General features: G+C 51.6%; 17 protein-coding genes. 6 read left to right on the top strand and 11 right to left on the bottom strand.

Annotated elements, in window-relative coordinates:
- Positions 1-69 precede the first annotated feature (69 nt).
- From NR121_RS05655 to NR121_RS05640, 4 genes are all read right to left on the bottom strand, one after another.
- On the bottom strand, positions 70-909 hold the full coding sequence (locus tag NR121_RS05655) for a carbohydrate ABC transporter permease (protein WP_074728581.1): 840 nt from the start codon (positions 907-909) through the stop codon (positions 70-72).
- Complete coding sequence (locus NR121_RS05650) at positions 899-1,864, bottom strand: carbohydrate ABC transporter permease (RefSeq protein WP_249929596.1); 966 nt, start codon at positions 1,862-1,864, stop codon at positions 899-901. The genes NR121_RS05655 and NR121_RS05650 overlap by 11 nt, the downstream gene beginning before the upstream one ends.
- The gene (locus tag NR121_RS05645) at positions 1,865-3,178 is read right to left on the bottom strand and encodes an ABC transporter substrate-binding protein (RefSeq protein WP_256830876.1); all 1,314 of its coding nucleotides are present in this window, start codon (positions 3,176-3,178) and stop codon (positions 1,865-1,867) included. It abuts the gene before it with no gap.
- 281 nt (positions 3,179-3,459) lie between these two features.
- The gene (locus tag NR121_RS05640) at positions 3,460-4,455 is read right to left on the bottom strand and encodes a ComEC/Rec2 family competence protein (RefSeq protein ID WP_062409791.1); all 996 of its coding nucleotides are present in this window, start codon (positions 4,453-4,455) and stop codon (positions 3,460-3,462) included.
- Positions 4,456-4,774: 319 nt separating this feature from the next.
- Between NR121_RS05640 and NR121_RS05635 the strand changes: the two genes are divergently transcribed.
- From NR121_RS05635 to ssuD, 6 genes are all read left to right on the top strand, one after another.
- Positions 4,775-5,326, top strand: a complete 552-nt coding sequence (locus NR121_RS05635; protein WP_054817497.1) for a TetR/AcrR family transcriptional regulator — start codon at positions 4,775-4,777, stop codon at positions 5,324-5,326.
- A 94-nt stretch (positions 5,327-5,420) separates the two neighbouring features.
- The gene (locus NR121_RS05630) at positions 5,421-5,576 is read left to right on the top strand and encodes an SMR family transporter (RefSeq protein ID WP_082660873.1); all 156 of its coding nucleotides are present in this window, start codon (positions 5,421-5,423) and stop codon (positions 5,574-5,576) included.
- A 120-nt stretch (positions 5,577-5,696) separates the two neighbouring features.
- Entirely contained in the window at positions 5,697-6,500 is an 804-nt protein-coding gene (locus NR121_RS05625; protein WP_074728645.1) for an ABC transporter permease subunit, read from the top strand.
- Positions 6,501-6,523: 23 nt separating this feature from the next.
- Complete coding sequence (locus NR121_RS05620; protein ID WP_054817496.1) at positions 6,524-7,594, top strand: taurine ABC transporter substrate-binding protein; 1,071 nt, start codon at positions 6,524-6,526, stop codon at positions 7,592-7,594.
- Positions 7,595-7,628: 34 nt separating this feature from the next.
- On the top strand, positions 7,629-8,501 hold the full coding sequence (locus NR121_RS05615; RefSeq protein WP_083351303.1) for an ABC transporter ATP-binding protein: 873 nt from the start codon (positions 7,629-7,631) through the stop codon (positions 8,499-8,501).
- 11 nt (positions 8,502-8,512) lie between these two features.
- Entirely contained in the window at positions 8,513-9,643 is a 1,131-nt protein-coding gene (ssuD, locus tag NR121_RS05610; RefSeq protein ID WP_062409792.1) for an FMNH2-dependent alkanesulfonate monooxygenase, read from the top strand.
- Between the two features lie 71 nt (positions 9,644-9,714).
- Here ssuD and NR121_RS05605 read toward each other — a convergent pair whose 3' ends face one another.
- From NR121_RS05605 to NR121_RS05575, 7 genes are all read right to left on the bottom strand, one after another.
- Complete coding sequence (locus NR121_RS05605; RefSeq protein ID WP_062409793.1) at positions 9,715-10,563, bottom strand: SDR family oxidoreductase; 849 nt, start codon at positions 10,561-10,563, stop codon at positions 9,715-9,717.
- Positions 10,563-11,636 (bottom strand): mannonate dehydratase, encoded by a 1,074-nt coding sequence (gene uxuA / locus NR121_RS05600; RefSeq protein WP_054817495.1) that lies wholly within the window; start codon positions 11,634-11,636, stop codon positions 10,563-10,565. The genes NR121_RS05605 and uxuA overlap by 1 nt, the downstream gene beginning before the upstream one ends.
- A gap of 94 nt (positions 11,637-11,730) precedes the next feature.
- On the bottom strand, positions 11,731-12,834 hold the full coding sequence (locus NR121_RS05595) for a type I phosphomannose isomerase catalytic subunit (RefSeq protein ID WP_256830869.1): 1,104 nt from the start codon (positions 12,832-12,834) through the stop codon (positions 11,731-11,733).
- A gap of 31 nt (positions 12,835-12,865) precedes the next feature.
- Complete coding sequence (locus tag NR121_RS05590; RefSeq protein ID WP_054817493.1) at positions 12,866-13,693, bottom strand: carbohydrate ABC transporter permease; 828 nt, start codon at positions 13,691-13,693, stop codon at positions 12,866-12,868.
- Positions 13,693-14,649, bottom strand: coding sequence for a carbohydrate ABC transporter permease (locus tag NR121_RS05585; RefSeq protein WP_054817492.1), 957 nt, complete (start codon positions 14,647-14,649; stop codon positions 13,693-13,695). Before NR121_RS05585 ends, NR121_RS05590 begins: the two co-directional genes overlap by 1 nt.
- 75 nt (positions 14,650-14,724) lie before the next feature.
- Entirely contained in the window at positions 14,725-16,044 is a 1,320-nt protein-coding gene (locus NR121_RS05580; RefSeq protein WP_062409796.1) for an extracellular solute-binding protein, read from the bottom strand.
- 147 nt (positions 16,045-16,191) lie between these two features.
- Entirely contained in the window at positions 16,192-16,869 is a 678-nt protein-coding gene (locus NR121_RS05575) for a GntR family transcriptional regulator (protein WP_306274291.1), read from the bottom strand.
- Positions 16,870-17,010 lie beyond the last annotated feature (141 nt).

Raw genomic sequence — 17,010 nt, 5'->3', positions numbered from 1 at the left:
GAAGCAGCCTTCCCCTGCCAGCCTACTACTACCTGTTACCATATCTCCCGAATTTGTGCTGCGGTATATTTATTTAAAGGTTGAATTGGCCATAGCGGCCACAATATGCTTTTGCATAAGCGAAAAGATAATCACAATAGGGATGATCGCCATCACACTCGCCGCCATGATGATATGAAACTCCATGGCTTCGTTGCCGGCGATGGAATCGCGCAGCATGGCAATCCCGACGGTCAATACACGCATCTCGTTGGAATTGGTCATGATTAACGGCCAGAAGTAGGAATTCCAGCCGGATATAAAAATGAGAACGCCCAGCGTCACAACGGTCGGAAGCGCCATAGGAAGCAGAATGCGGTACAGCAACCCGAACCGGCCGGCACCGTCGACGCGGGCCGCTTCCAATACATCGTTATTGAGGGACTTCAGCGCCTGACGAAGCAGAAAGATGCCGAATGCCGATGCGCCGTGCGGGACGATGAGCGCCCAATAGGTGTCCAGCCAGCCCAGCTTGGACATCATGACATATACGGGCACGAAGGTGACCTGATCCGGAACAATCATAGCTGCGAGCACGAGGAAAAACAAAGGCTCCCTTCCCGGAAAACGCCCCTTGGCAAAGGCGTACGCCGCCATGAGCGATACGTTCAATTGCAGCACCACCATCCCGAGGGACATGATGAGCGTGTTGCCGAAAAAACGCGCATAGGGAATCACCTGAAAGGCTGCCATATAATTTTCCCATGCGAACGATTGGGGCCATAATGTCGGAATGGCCGACCTCATTTCAAACTGGGTCTTCAGGGAGCTTACCAGCATCCAAAACACAGGAAAGAACATGAGCAAGGTCACGATGACCGCAGCTGCGGCTCTTACCGCGGCCGTCAGACGGTTTCGGCTACCCCTCATAATGCACCTTCTTTCGGCTGATCATCCATTGTACAAGAGTAAGCGCCAGAATCATCACAAACAAAATGATGACCAAGGCCATAGCCCGCCCTGTCTTGAATTCGTCGAACGCCATGGTGTAAATCCAGTAGACCAATGCGTTGGACGCCTTCAGCGGCCCTCCGTTCGTCATAATGTCTACCGATTGGAATACCTGCATGGATGAGATGAATGTCGTGATCACCAGAAATAATGTCATAGGCGACAGCAAAGGCAGCGTAATATGACGGAATAAATGGTACCGGCCGGCACCGTCGATGGACGCCGCCTCATAATATTCTGACGGTATGCCGCGCATACCGGCGATAAATAAAATCATCGCAAAGCCCGCGCCTTTCCACACGGAAACGGCCACAAGCGCGGGAAGCACCGTCTTTTGATCCACCAGCCAATTGACCGGCTCGAATCCAAGCATGCCTATGAGATAATTAAGCAAACCGTATTGATTGTTATAAATCCAAATAAATACCATCGCGGCTACGACCATCGATACATAATAGGGCAGAAAGATCACGCCGCGCATAAAAGCGTAAAAGCGGGAATTGGCCACATTAAACAGCAGCGCCAGCAGCAATCCGGCGCCCAGCGTGAACACGACGTCCATCCCGGTATAGATCATGGTGACCTTCAAAGATTGGTAAAAATCCTCACTGGTTAACAATCGGACATAATTGTCCGCCCCGACAAATTTTTTGATGGGACGGGTCATGTTCCAGTTTGTGAAGCTGATATAAATGGAATAGAAGAGCGGATAGTACAAAAAGAGACCTAAAAATCCCAATGCCGGCAAAGCAAACGAAAAATCCTTCAGGGCTTCCCACCGTAGGGGACCGGATCGGCGGCGAGAGGAAGCGGCTTCCGTAACGGACGCCGCCTTCCCGCTGTGATGAGCATGCCATTCCTTCTTCATGTTCATTTACTCGAAATCCGCCAAGATATCGTTTATTTTGTTAGCGGCTTCCTTCATCAGGGGGACCGGGTCTTCATTGTTTAACGCCATTTTCCCCATCACTTCCAAATACTGCTTGCTGAATTCCGGATAAGCCGGATGCTGAAGGCGAGGGGTCACGCTGTCGAAATTATCGAATACCGCTTTATACTGCGGCCATCTTTTGAAATATTCGCTGCCTTCGTTCGAGGAAATCGCCGATTTGCGCGTCGGCAAATAGCCAACCGATTCGGCCCACTTAATATTGTGTTCGGAAGACGTCATGAACTCGATGAATTTCCAGGCGGCTTCCTTCTTTTTCGCATCCTCCTGCTCCATCATGACGATACCCGCTCCCCCGATATTGGAGGTGCGCTGTTTGTCACCCGGCAGGAACGATACGCCCACTTCAAACCCGGCATTTTCCCGATACATTTTCAGCATGGCGGACGTGTGCTGAACCATGGCGATCTGACCGTTCAGGAACATTTGCCGCATGTTGTCGGATGCCCCTTTTCCATATCCGATATGCATGTGCCCTTCATTTTTCCACTTATAGAATTTTTCAATATAGCGTAGTGACTCCGGTGTCTCCACAGCCGATTTTTTCATATCGGAGGTGAGGATCGTTCCTCCGCCGTTCACCAGCCACGGATCGTAGTACCAGGTATCCCAGCCCGGCACGGAGAAGGCATAGCGAACCGTCTTTCCATTCTCCTTCTGCGTCACCTTCTCGTTGAAGGCGTCAATGTCGCTCCACGTTTGCGGAGGCTGCACGCCCAGCTGATCCAGCAAGGTTTTGTTATACACGAATACGCTTGTGCTGACAATCAGAGGGAAGCCGTACTGCTTGTTGTTATATGCGTAAGCCTGCAGCATCCCTTTGGAGAAGTCATCCAACTGCACCTTGTCTCTTTGAATCCATGGCGTTAAATCGGCGAATACACCGCTGTTGGCAAAGTTCGGCAGGGAGGATACTTCCACGTTGGTAACGGCCGGCACGTCTCCCGCCGCAACGGCTGCCTGCAGCTTTTTATGGAGTTCGGCGTAAGCGCCTTGGAAAACGGGTTCTACCGTAATATGGGGATATTTCTTGCTAAACTCGGCGACCATGTAGTTCAAGCCTTCCATTTGGGCCTCGGCATGGGAGTGCCAGTATTGAATGGTTACCGGAGTAGTATCATCCTTCAACCCGGCATCCGCCTGAACCGTTCCTTCCGTCGTTGTTCCGCCGGAGCAGGCAGCCAAGCTCGCCGCCAGTGTACCGGCTGCCATCGCTGTCATCCATTTTTTCATTTTCATGCCGCATTTCGGCTCCCTTCACTAGTAAAAATCATTGGAAATTAAAAAAGAGACTTCAAGAAACCCGACCAAAAGACAGACCACCCCCTACAAAATACATCGTAAGCAGCGCGCTTTTGGGTTTTCTCATCGTCTCCACCCGTCCGCTTCATTATGAAATTGTTTCCATATCCCGCTTGTAAGCATCAGGCATGGAGCTTTAGGCAGAATCTTGTGCTACCAACGGAATCAAGATTAATCCCAGTCTACTACCCGATTGTTATGAGAATGTTATGGTATTGTTATGGTTTTGTAATGTTTTGACGAGTTTGCTCGGGATACACGGTCACCTTTTCACCGTCGGACACAAACAAGACGTTTCCATTCAATCCGGTGCTGTATACCGTCGCGTTTTCCTTCTCATAGCGTTTAAGAATATCCAGGCTTTGCAAAACATTCGCGCTGATCATTACAATCTCCGGCCGAACGCTTCTAATAAACGGGCCGGATGAAGAGGTCATGTCTCCGTGATGCGGGGCGTGCAGCAGCTTGGCCTGCAGACGATCTCCATACTTCTCGACGAGAGCGTATTCCTGGTTTTTGTACAAGTCGCCTGTCAAAAGAATGCGGTTGCTCCCATGGGTAATCAGCAGCACCAGCGAATGATTATTCAGCTCCTCGGTTCCCCATTTTTCGAAAGACCCGGGCGTTGTGCCGACCGGAGGATTCAACACCTCGACCGTTACATCCGATGCCCACGAAAGCCGGTCTCCTTCAAGGAGCTTCGTCTGCGGAATGCGCTTATCCTCCAGCAGCTTCTGCACCTTCCTGTACGTTTCCGTATCGTGAGGAATTCCGTTGTGATAGTATGCCCCTACCGGTTTCGTCAGAAGAAGCGTGGTTAACCCGCCGATATGATCGATATGCGGATGGGTGCTGAGAACCGCATCAAGCTTATGGATGCCAAGCTTGTTAAGCCTCTCCTCGATTTGCGGTCCGGCGGATGGAATACCGGCATCGACAAGCAGCTGCCTGCCGTCAGGAGCCGTAAGCAGGATGGCGTCACCCGATTTTTCCCCGGCTTCCAGGTCAAAGTATCGGATGGCCAGTTTGTCTTGATGCAGTGACGTGTCATAAAACGCCGCTTTCTTTACCGGATTCGAAAACGATTCGCCTTCAGCCGCCCCCCCGCTTGTGCTCGGTTCGCCCGTACAGGACACGAACAGCAGCAAAGCCGTCACAGCCGCGATACCTGTCAGCTTCAATCGCCGGAACCGATTCTTTTTGTGCTCCATCATTCATCACCTCCTGCAACCAAATGAATATCCAAGCCTTGCACAGTACAAGCGGATAACGTTCTAAGGTTAACCTTCGATTGTTAGGACAGTGTTAATGGAGTGTAAAACATATCTTGGACCGCGCGCGGAACCTTCCCGCATGAACGGACCGCTATAGAACGATAGGTAGCCAGGCTTCTCTCGGGATTTCCCGCATCGGTTTCGAAGCGAATTCATTGAGCAGGCCGTATCTAATCCCTATTTTATATATAGGAATTATACGAATTTTGTATTGACGACTGTACCGTCCGGACAGTATAGTAAATTATGGAGGTGAGCCATGAACCGAAATTCGAAACGCACCACGATTTTGCAGGTAGCCTGCCGGCTGGTCAGAAAGTTGGGGGCTTCCCATCTGACGCTGGATGCCGTTGCCAAAGAGGCGGGCGTTAGCAAAGGCGGTCTGCTCTATCACTTTCCCACGAAAGAAGCGTTGATTCAGGCTGCCCTGGATGACTTTCTGGACCGGTTCGATTCGGACACGGATGAAGAAGCCGCCCGCAACACCGCGCTTAACAACCGGTGGGCGCAGGCGTATCTGATCAAGACGTTCGAGATCAGCAAGGAGGATCTGGAGATGAGTTTCGGTATTCTGGCGGCCGCCGCGAATCAACCCAATCTGCTTGAACCCATGCGGCAGCGGTACCTGCTCTGGCAAAGCCGGATGACGGAGGAATGCAAAGACCCGGTTGAAGCGACGGTTGCCCGGCTGGCGGCGGACGGATTATTCTTTTGCGAGCTGTTCGGGTTCGCTCCGCTCGACGATCAGCTTCGTTCCGAAGTGCTGGCCTACCTGCTGACTAAGGTGGAGAGCCGTGAACCGCAACCGTAGGGGGCGGCCGTACGTGTACTTTGGCGGGCTCGGGCGCCCGGACTGAAAGCTCCCACGGCTTTCCGGCGATGGTACCGGGGGGCATCCCGCCGGTTTGCGCTGCAGGGAGCTGCGCCTTTACGCCAATCAGGCCTGTCTCCTCCCGATCGGTACGGCTTGCGCCGTATTCACAGGAATCGGCTCAGCCGGTTCCGTGGCGGCAGGCATCCTGCTGTTCCATGAAACATACAGCAAACGGAAGCTGTTCTAAACTAAGCGCCATCGCTGCGGGCATGATCGGACTGCGCCTTATTTCGTCATTTTGCCACAAAAAACCTACTATTTCAATCTGATTAATAAGTTTCGAACGAAAGGATGTGATCGTGTGGCCATCAAAATCCGCCAATCCAACGGCCGCCGGTCGTCCCCGGGAAATGGCTTTTATCTCGCCATTTCCGCCTGCTCGGTCATCGCCGTCCTGCTGTTATGGTGGATAGCCAGCCGCCATGCGTGGGTAAACCCGCTGTTCCTTCCCTCCCCTTCGGAGGTATGGTCGGCATTCGCCGATATCGTCCATGAGGGTTACAAAGGATCGACCCTGCTTGCCCATATCGGCGCAAGCTTCCGGCGGATTTTCCTCGCCTTGATCCTGGTCTTCCTTACAGCGGTGCCGCTTGGGATTGTCTGCGGGAGAAATCGTCTGCTCCGCGCCATCTTCGATCCGTTCATCGAGTTTTACCGGCCGCTTCCGCCGCTTGCCTATTACTCGCTGCTGGTGCTCTGGTTCGGGATTCAGGACACGTCCAAAATTGTTCTGCTGTTCCTCGGCGGCTTCGCCCCGATGTTCATTGCCGCCGTGTACAGCACCCGCCGCATTCCCGTCGACCGGATCAACGGAGCCCGCTCGTTAGGCGCGAACGGACTCCGCCTGTACCTCTTTGTCATCTTCCCTTCCTGTCTGCCCGATCTGTTAACCGGCCTGCGGACGGCGGTCGGAGTAACCTACGCCACCCTCGTGGCGGCGGAAATGGTCGCAGCCGTTTCGGGCATCGGCTGGATGGTGCTGGATGCCAGCAAATATTTGCGAAGCGATATTATTTATGCCGTGATCATCATTATGGGCATCATTGCGATTCTCATCGATTTGGCGATAAGGCTGCTGATTCGGCGGGTATCCCCCTGGATTGAACAATAACAATGGATTAGGAGCGATTAACCATGAACCGATTCGTCAAAATATCTTCCCGTTTGTTCGCCGTTTCCCTCATTGCATCGCTGCTGCTGCTTATTGCCGCCTGCGGCGGCGGCACAAAGGAAACGACCGGTACCGGCGCCGCATCTGCCGGCGAACCTAACGCAGAGCTGCCCAAAGAAATCCGTATCGGCTACCAGGTATCCCCGAACGGCGAACTGATGGCCAAGGCTCTCGGACTCGCAGAGAAGAAATTTCCCGGCGTAAAAATTTCTTGGCTGAAGTTCGATTCCGGACGGGACGTCAATACCGCCATCGCCAGCGGAAGCATCGACTTTGGCCTGGTCGGTACACCGCCGGGCGCTTCGGGCATCGCCCAAGGGCTGCCGAACCAAATCTACTATATACATGACGTCATCGGAGAGAGCGAAGCGCTTGTCGTGCAGGAGAAATCCGGTATCCGGTCGCTGCAGGATTTGACAGGCAAAACCATCGCCACGACCTTCGGCTCCACCTCCCACTTCAGCCTGCTGTCGGCGCTGAAACAAGCCAATATCGATCCGGGGACGATCAAAATCATCGACATGCAGGCGCCGGATCTTCTTGCAGCCTGGCAGCGGGGAGACATCGACGGCGCTTATACCTGGCAGCCTGTTCAATCGAAGCTGCTGGCCGCAAGCGGCAAGGTCATCATCAACTCGAAAGAGGTTGCCGATCAAGGCGCACCGACCGGCGAATTCGGCGTCGTCCACAACGACTTTATCGCCAAATACCCGAACGTCGTCAAACAGTATATCGAAGTGCTTGACGAAGGAACAAAGTACTACCGCGACCACCCGAAGGAAGCAGCCGAGTCGCTGTCCAAAGAGCTTGGCCTGACGCCGGAGGAAACGCTCAAGGCGATGAACGAGATTACCGTGCTCGACGCCTCCCAGCAGACGGACGCCAAATATATGGGAACGCCGGAACAGCCGGGCGCATTCGGTGCGCTGCTGAAAGCAACGGCCGACTTCCTCGTTGAGCAGAAATCCATTAAAAGCGCGCCGGATGCCGATGTCTTCCAAAAGGCCATCCGCAGCGATCTGTATACCAAGTAACGCAACAACCCTATCTCGGAAAGGTGGCATGATCATGTGCGCATATGTTGAATCGCCGGCCGTTCCCGGCCTGACGGAACCCGGTCGACCGGCGTTATCCGCTTCTCCTCCAAAACCGGCGGACACGGCGGGGATCCGACTGACGGACATTGCGTTAACGTACCGTCAAGGCTCCACACCGCTGCATGTGCTTCAGGACATCAACCTTGCTCTGGAACCCGATGAGTTCGTTTGCGTGCTGGGGCCTTCGGGCTGCGGCAAGTCCTCCTTGCTGAACATTATCGCGGGCTATTTGGAACCGACCGACGGCTCGGTGCGCATCAACGGCGCGCTTCATACGAAGCCCGATCCGCAGGTTGGCGTCGTCTTTCAACACGCCAACCTCTTCCCGTGGCTGACCATTGCCGGAAACGTCGCATTCGGCCTGCGGATGGCCGGCGTCCGCCGGAAAGAGCGCAGGCGCATAGCCGCCGACTATCTGGCCCTGGTCGGATTGGAAGCGGCGGCCGACCTGCTGCCGCATCAGCTTTCCGGCGGTATGAAGCAGCGCGCCGCATTGGCGAGGACGCTGGCCGCGAAGCCCAGCATTGTACTGATGGATGAACCGTTCAGCGCGCTGGACGCCCTCACCCGGGAATCGATGCAGCTGCATTTACGCGACATTTGGCGGCGGACGCTTACATGCATGTTTTTCATTACCCACGATGTGGACGAAGCGCTTCTGCTGGGCCGTCGTATTTTGGTCATGCAGCCGGACCCCGGGCGGATCGTGCAGGACTTTGTCAATCCGCTGTTCCGGCGGGAAGGCGGCGTGTCGTTCAATGAACTGCGCGCCGACAAGGAATTTGCCGCATTACGGCAGCATTTGGTGTCCCTGATCGCAGGAGGCCGCACAGCACAATACTAGGAGGAATCGACGTGGAAATGTTTTGGTATTTGCCCACGATGGGCGATGGGAGGTATCTGGGCACCACGAAAGGCGCCAAAATCACGAATATGCACTATTTCCGCCAGATCGCGCAGGCGGTGGACCAGCTCGGTTATTCCGGAATGCTTGTTCCCACGGGACACGCCTGCGAAGACGGATGGGTCGTGGCTTCGGCGCTGATGCAGGCGACGGAGAAGCTGAAGTTTCTCGTTGCGGTCCGTCCAGGCGGTATTTCGGTAAGCATCGCCGCCCGGATGGCGGCGTCGTTTGAAAGGCTGTCGTCCGGACGGCTGCTGATCAATGTGGTGACCGGCGGCGATCCCGCCGAAATGAAGGGCGACGGCATCTTCCTCTCACACGGAGAGCGTTACGAAGCGACCGACGAATTCCTGACCGTATGGAAACGGCTGATGAGGGGCGAAACCGTTACCTTCCACGGAAAACATATCCGGGTGGAAGGGGCGAAACTGCAATACGTCCCTTTCAGCCGGCAGTCTCCGCCGCTCTTTATAGGCGCCTCTTCGGAGGCGGGCCATGCCGTGGCTGCCAAGCATATCGATACGTACCTGACGTGGGCCGAAACGCCCGCCATGGTAGCGGAAAAAATCGCCGATGTGAGAAGCCGCGCCCAAGCCCTCGGCCGCCGGATCAAATTCGGACTTCGCGTCCAGATTATTGTCCGCGAAACGGCGGAAGAAGCATGGGCGGCAGCCCGGAAGCTGATACAGTATGTGTCTGAAGAGGACGTTCGCGAGGCGCAGGCGATGCTCGACCGGTTCGATTCCGTCGGCCAGCGCCGCATGACCCAGCTCGTACGCGACAATCGGCACAAGCCGGAAGTCAGCCCGAATCTTTGGGCCGGAATCGGTCAGGTGAGAGGCGGCGTTGGAACCGCACTGGTCGGCAGCCCCGACGAAGTGGCGGAACGGCTGAAGGAATATGCGGCTCTTGGAATCGATACGTTTATCCTTTCCGGTTATCCGCATCTCGAAGAAGCGTACAGAATTTCGGAGCTGCTGTTCCCGAGATTGCCCGTCACGTATCCCCAACGGCCGAAGGAAACGGAATGGACGCCGATGGGCGAGCTGCTGGCGGAAAACATAAAGCCCAAATCATCTTGAACAAACAAAAGCCCCTCCCAACAAGAGGGGCTTTCCCGACATTTTCGGACAGCTTTCGCACCGCCTGATCATCAGACCCCTGAATACGCCATGAATCCGCCGTCTACCGGAATCGTAATTCCGGTTACGAAGCCCGACATCTGCTCATCGGCCAACCAGATCATCGTTCCCAGAAGATCTTCGGGAGATCCGAATCTCCGCATCGGGGTATGGGCCAAAATTTTATTCGATCTTTCCGTTAAAGACCCGTCTTCGTTGGTTAACAGCTTCCGGTTTTGTTCGGTCAGGAAAAAACCCGGAGCAATGGCATTGACGCGAATGCCCACATTCGCCATATGCACCGCCAACCATTGAGTCAGGTTGTCAATCGCGGCTTTGGCCGCACTGTAGGCAGGAACCTTGGTCATCGGGGACGGCGCGCTCATAGAGGACATATTAATGACCACCGCGCCTTTGCGGTTTATCATTTTCCTGGTGAAGATTTGTGTCGGAATGAGCGTACCCATTAAATTCAAATCAAAAACATATTCGAACCCTTCTTTGCTCAAATCAAAAAAAGTCGTGATTTCATGATTATCAATATCTTCCAATTTTAAGATTTCATTCGTCGTCGTTCCTTTGGGATGATTACCTCCCGCTCCGTTGATCAGGATGTCGCAAATGCCCAGCTCTTTCGAAATGATTTCCTCGGCCTTCTTTACGCTCTCCACATCCAATACGTTGCAGGGGACAGCTATGGCCGTACCGCCTGAATTTCTGATTTCCTGAGCCACCTTTCGGCCCTTTTCTTCATTCAGATTCAAAATGGCCACTTTGACGCCTTGTCGTCCAAGCTCTTTGGCCATGGCCCCGCACAGGACTCCGCTTCCACCGGTAACGACCGCGACTTTCCCTTGCAAATTGCTGTTCAACTGCAGCATTACGCTCTCTCCTTTTGCAGTCTGTCTAGTGTATCCCAGATTCCCCACAGGTACATGATGCCGAGAGCCCTGTCATAAAGCCCGTAGCCGGGACGGCACTCTTCATTCCAGATATGTCTGCCGTGGTCGGGTCTGGCATACCCGGTAAACCCGTTTTCATGATAAGCTTTGACGATATCATATATGTCTACCGAACCGTCCCGGGTTCGATGGGAAGTCTCAATAAAATCGCCGTTATCGTACACCCTTACATTGCGGATATGGGCGAATGGAATCCGGTCCGCGAACTCCCGAACCATCTCCGCTATATTATTGTTTGGATTCGCGCCCAAAGAACCGCTGCAAAGCGTGACGCCATGGTATGGATTATCGACAAGCTTTAACAGCCTTCTGATGTTCTCCCGATTGGTGATAATTCTCGGCAGTCCAAATACGGACCACGGCGGGTCGTCGGGGTGAATCGCCATACGGATGTAGTTCGCCTCGGCTACGGGAATAATCTGCTCCAGGAAATAGTGCAGGTTATTCCATAAATCTTCCTCCGTTACATGCTTATAGGCTTCGAATAATTGGGAAAGATAAGCTAATCTCTCCGGCTCCCAGCCCGGTATCGTAAACTTTGGATTGTCCGCAATTTGATGTACCAATTCCATCGGGTCTATCTGATCCAGCTTCGCCTTTTCATAGAAGAGGGCGGTGGAGCCATCCTCCAGCTCCTTGTACAAGTCGGTTCGTATCCAATCAAAAACCGGCATGAAATTATAGCAAATCACCTTTACACCAACGGACGCCAGCTTCTCTATCGTTTTTTTATAGTTTTCAATATACTGATCCCGGGTAGGAAGACCCAGCTTAATATCCTCATGAACATTCACGCTTTCCACGACATCGATGTTGAACCCATAGTGTTCGGCATGGTTTTTAACTTCAATGATTTTGTCCATGGGCCACTCTTCCCCGACGGGAACGTCATGAAGCGCCCATACGATACCCTCTACGCCGGGGATTTGTTTAATTTGGTCAAGAGAAACATGATCGTTTCCCTCGCCAAACCATCTGAATACCATTCTCACGCTTGCTCCTGCCTTTCAGTCATTATCGGGATTCCACACAGTAAACATGCACATCAGCTTTCCAACGGCCTCCAATCGGGCAGCAGCCCGCATCTTATTCGGGAGGATAGCAAAGAATCACTTTCATCGGCTCCTTACCGGTATTGATCCAGATCACTTGCTCAAGAACAGCAGGAAAAAAGATCTCGTCCGCTTGGCTGACGTCTTGGGCTTGCCCCCGGCAAACGATGGTTCCCGTGCCGGAAATCACAATAGCGATAGAAAATGTGCCGTTCCCTTCGACCTGCAGCTCGTCTAGAATCTCCAGCAAATGCATGCGGAACCGGTCTGTAGAGCTTTGATCAATGAGTGCGTACTCGCTTCCGCCGGCCAGCTGTCTGACTAAAACCGGTTCTTTCTTCCATCGGCTCAATGTTTCCTGTTCGTCATAGGCTTCATAATGGAAGCATTCCAGCATCCGCTCAAAGCCTAACCCTTGATGGCAGGCCTGATCCGGCAGCGAATGGCCTCTGGGCGTCGTTCTTTCCACCCGTAAGGTGTAATCCGTAGGCTCTTGAATTTCGATTAAAAAGCATCCGCTCCCGATGGCATGCGGAACCCCGCCTTCCACAAGAAAGACATCGCCCGGCTGCACAGGAATTTTATGCAGCGCGCCGATCATGCCCGGAATATCCTGATCTTCAAAAAGCTGCTTCCATTTGGCCTGCGTCATTCCCGGTTTGAACCCGAGCAGCACATACGGATCTTCCCCGCCGATGGTGCGGCCTCCGAGAATATACCAGGCCTCCGTTTTGCCGAATACGGATTGGAAGGCGGATTGCGCGAATTCACGGTCCGGATGAACCTGAATCGTCAGCCTCTCCCCGGCGTCCAGAACTTTCCCCAGCACCGCCGTTTCGGAACCATATTTCGCCGTATGCCGACGGCCTAAGATATCTTCCGGATTGGAACGGATGAGATCCTTTAAAGTGATGGACTTTCCATTCTCCAGTACAATCTCGCTTAATCCTTCCACCACTTCTTCTCTTCCTGCATTCGAAGCGATCACCGTCGAGGCTACCCATTCCTCGGGAAAAGAGCTGTCCGATGGATGGGAGCCGCCCTGCCACCGCTCCAGGCATTCCCCTCCGGCATATGTTCGCCAAACCCGGTTTCTCGATAATTTAAACGGCTTTAATTCGATCTGATTCGCAGCCACGCTTTTCACCACCTGCAAAGTCTAAAGGATTCTACTTCAGTCCGGTCATACTCACGCTTTCGATAATATATCTGCGCAAGAAGATAAACACTATGAGAATCGGCAAAACGGAAATCACTGCACCGGCTGAGATAATATTGAGCTCTATTCCGAATGAAGATTGCAGCATGGCCAGCCCAAGCTCCATCGTATAGTAGGTTTTCTTCCCCATGACAAGAAGCGGCCAAACGAAAGCATTCCATGCCTCGATATAGGCAAAAATGGCCAGTGCGCTCATCGGAGATTTGCAAAGCGGAACAATAATTCTAACAAAAATTCCCCACTCCGACGCACCTTCCACTCTTGCGGATTCAATGATTTCATCGGGAATTTGTTGAATGATGTTTTGCCTCATGAAGAAGATCCCGAAGCTCATAATCAAATAAGGGATAAACAAGCTTTGGAAGGTATTGATTAAATCCAATTCCTTCATTTGCAAATAGAGCGGGATCATATAAATCTCAAAAGGGACGATCGCCGTTGCCAGAACGAGCGCAAACAAGAAGTTCTTGCCTTTGAACCGGAACTTGGCGAATATATATCCCGATAACGTCGAAGTAAAAACGATCGACGCCGCTGAGATCAAGGCCATGCCCAAGCTGTTTCTCAAGTACAGTGGAATTTCCACTTTACTAAACACCTCTGCAAAATTGTGCAGGTTCCATTGCTGCGGCCACATACTGGGCGGCCATTGGTTCAGTTCCGGAGCTGTTTTGAATGCCGTCAGAATCATCCAGATAAAAGGGATCAGCATGACGATCGAGCCCAGCATCAGAACGCTTCCCGCCAGTATGTTTTGTAAACGTACAGTACGAATCATCAGCTCAGCCCCTTCTTCGAGGACGTTCTTTCTTTAGCCAATCCCAATTGAATCAACGTTAAAGCGAGTACGATCAAGAATAAAATAACGGCTTCGGCAGAAGCATATCCCATTTTAAAGAAGCGGAATCCGTTCTCGATCATGTCGTACACAAGCACCCTTACCACATAACCCGGAGCGCCTTGCACGTCGGATGCCAGAATATAGATTTGACTAAATACATTGTAGCTGTGGATTAAGGTGATGACCGAGACAAACACCGTGATGGGCTTGAGAATCGGCACCGTAATGTGCCAAAACGCCTTAATCCCCGTCGCTCCGTCAATGGCAGCCGCTTCGTAGTATTCTTTGGAAATCCCTTTAAGCCCTACCATGAAAATGACCATATTGTACCCGAGCGTTTTCCATACGGTCAGCATAATGACCGAAACAATAGCCAGCTTGGGATCCAGCAGCCACGCTTTGGAGGAAATGCCGAAGAATGAAATAAAGTAGTTCATTAATCCATTGTTCGCATCCAGAATCCATTTCCAAATCACCGTCACCGGAACCATGGGTGCAATAAAGGGCAGGAAGTAGATGGCCTCATACCATGACTTGAACCGAACCTGGTTTAATATAAGCACGGCTAACATTAAAGCGAACGGTACGCTGAATAGAAAGACATTAAAAGCGATAATCGTCGTGTTTTTCAACGAGATCAGAAAGTTTTCATTCTGGAACAAGGTGATGTAGTTTTGCAAGCCGATAAACGGCTTCTTAGGAGAAACCATGTCCCATTGAAACAGACTCATATAGAACGTTTTGACAATAGGAATGAGACGGATATAAGTAAATAAGGCAAGGATCGGCAGCAATCCCAGGAAACAAAACCAAGTCGCTGATCTTGTCAGTTTATTGGAACGCTTCACACGTTTAGCCGGCGAACCTTCCGGTTTAATCGTTGTTGATGACAAGAGAACGATTCCCCTTCCATTAGGATATTGACAGATCCGGCCATACAATGACCGAATCTGCCAATTTGTCATTGATTATGGAGCCAGATGTCCGTATTGTTTCAAGATGTCATTCGTTTCCTTGGCAGCCTCGGCCAACAACGCTCTGATTTTGTCCGGATTGTCCACTAAGCTGGCATCGGTAAATATTTTATTGGCAAGCCTGTCTGCAAACTTGGTCATAATTTCATCAAACTCCGGCAGTGGCGGATACGTTTCCAATTCACGTTTTTCAAAGAAGCTCTTGTATTGAGGGACTTCCTTGAACAGGCTCTCCAAATCCAAATCCTCCCTTGCGGGCTGCCAGCCGGTCATGCGCATCAGCTCCACTTGATTTTCAGGCTTCATCATAAAGCGAATGAAGTCCCAAGCGGCCGCCGCAACATTGCCTTCCGCCGACTTGCTGACATGGAAGTTAAAAGGAACAACCAAAGTCGCCTTCGGCATGGGGGCCGTATCATACTGCAGATTTGGAGCTTTCTTCTGAATATCGCCGACCACCCAGGACTCCCGTGAGAAGAAGGCCGCCGCTTCCATTTCAAAAGCTTCTGCATCGTGCTTCAATGTCGGATCATCGGTTTTATATTTGTGAACCATGTCCACATACATTTGAACCGTCTTCAAACCCGCATCGTTGTCATAATTCGCTTTATATTGCCCGTCGCTTATTTTCTTCACGACGCTGCCGCCGTTTTGCATGAGCAAAACCCAGAATTTCTCGGCAACGCCGCTGCCGCCGCCGCTCAAGCGGAGAGATTGTCCGGCTCGAATCAGCTTTCCGGACGCGTCTCGTTTTGCTGTTTTTTGCGCATACTCCAAATATTGATCCATCGTGGTCGGAGGACCGCTAAGACCCGCTTCTTCAAACATTTTTTTGTTATAGAATAAAACGGCTTTCGATATATGAAGCGGAATGCCGTATACATTGCCGTTATAATTTGCGGTCTCCGAAATGATCTTAGGGAAGCTGCTCTCCGTGTTGACCAATTTGGCCAGATCTTCCGGGGCCTTATGCAGCATATCGCCTTCAATATATCGCAAAGCCACGACAGGATTGATCGTTACAATTTCCGCAGCGCTTTGGGAAGGCAGGGCCGCTGCAATTTTCTTTTCAAAGTCACGCAGAGGAAACGATGAAATCGTCACGTTTACATTGGGCTTCTCTTTTTTATATTCTTCAGCCATTTTCTTATACCAGGGATCGATTTCCGGATGGCCTCCCCAAAGATTCAATTCAACCGGGTCCGTAGAAGCGCTGCCGGGTGAAGCTGGCGCCTCTTCGTTACTTGAACATCCTGCAAGCAGCGTTGTTGCTGTAAGAACAGCAAGCGGAATGGAAATGAGTGCTTTCTTCATGTTTTTGACCTCCTAATGATCATATGAATTAAAGCGTTTACAAAAAGAACCTTCATCCGTTGCCCCTTATCACCACCTTATGTTAATTCAGAATATGTATCCGCTTTCAAATCCGATCCGCTCCTTGTTTGCAAGGAAGCGCTTTATCTATTTGAAAAAGGCGGGATATTTCATTTTCAACGCATCCCGATCGTGAATAACCAGATTCAGATGCTGCCGTATGATGGTTTCAGCCCGATCGGACCGCCGTTCTTTGATCACTTGTACGATCTCTTGATGCTGCATCAGAATGTCGGTCCAATTGTAATCCGTAGCCAATCTCAGCATACGAATCCGGTCCAGGTCCATCTTCATGGATTGAATCGTCTGCCATGAGCGCTTTTTATTGCAGCCTTCAAAGATCGTTTGATGGAATTGCTCGTCCAGTTCAAACAATTTGGTATAGTCGTGCTCCTGAGTGCAAAGCTCCTGCATTCTCAGATTTTTTTCAAGCTCAAAGAGATATTCCTTTGGAAAATGGTCACAAGCCAAAAGAATGACGGCTTTTTCTACCTGCTCGCGCATAAATCTGGCTTCTTCCACCCGTTCCAGATCAATCAAAGAAACAACGGTACCTTTTTGTGGATATATTTCCAGCAGGCCCTCTTGAGCCAAGCGAAGAAAAGCTTCCCTTATCGGGGTTCGGCTCACTGTGAATTTTTCAGAAATCTCATTCTCCGAAATGTTGGTTCCGGGTTCCAACTGCATGTTTAAAATGTTTTCTCTTAGTAATTGATACACATGATCCCGGGTAGATCTGGCCATCATCTTTCTTCCCCATTCCAATCTGGATCAACTCCTCCCACACTAGTATACAACCACACTACCATTCTTGTATATAAGTTTTTTAAAAAAATCAACAAAAAAACGATCGTAAGCAAGGTTGTTTTTCAACCGTTCCCGCGATCGTCCTATCTATTTCGTTAT

Origin of the sequence: Paenibacillus sp. Pae15, assembly GCF_024519685.1 — a bacterium.
GTDB classification, from domain to species: Bacteria; Bacillota; Bacilli; order Paenibacillales; family NBRC-103111; genus Paenibacillus_G; species Paenibacillus_G naphthalenovorans.
This window is presented reverse-complemented; position numbering and strand designations above follow the sequence as displayed.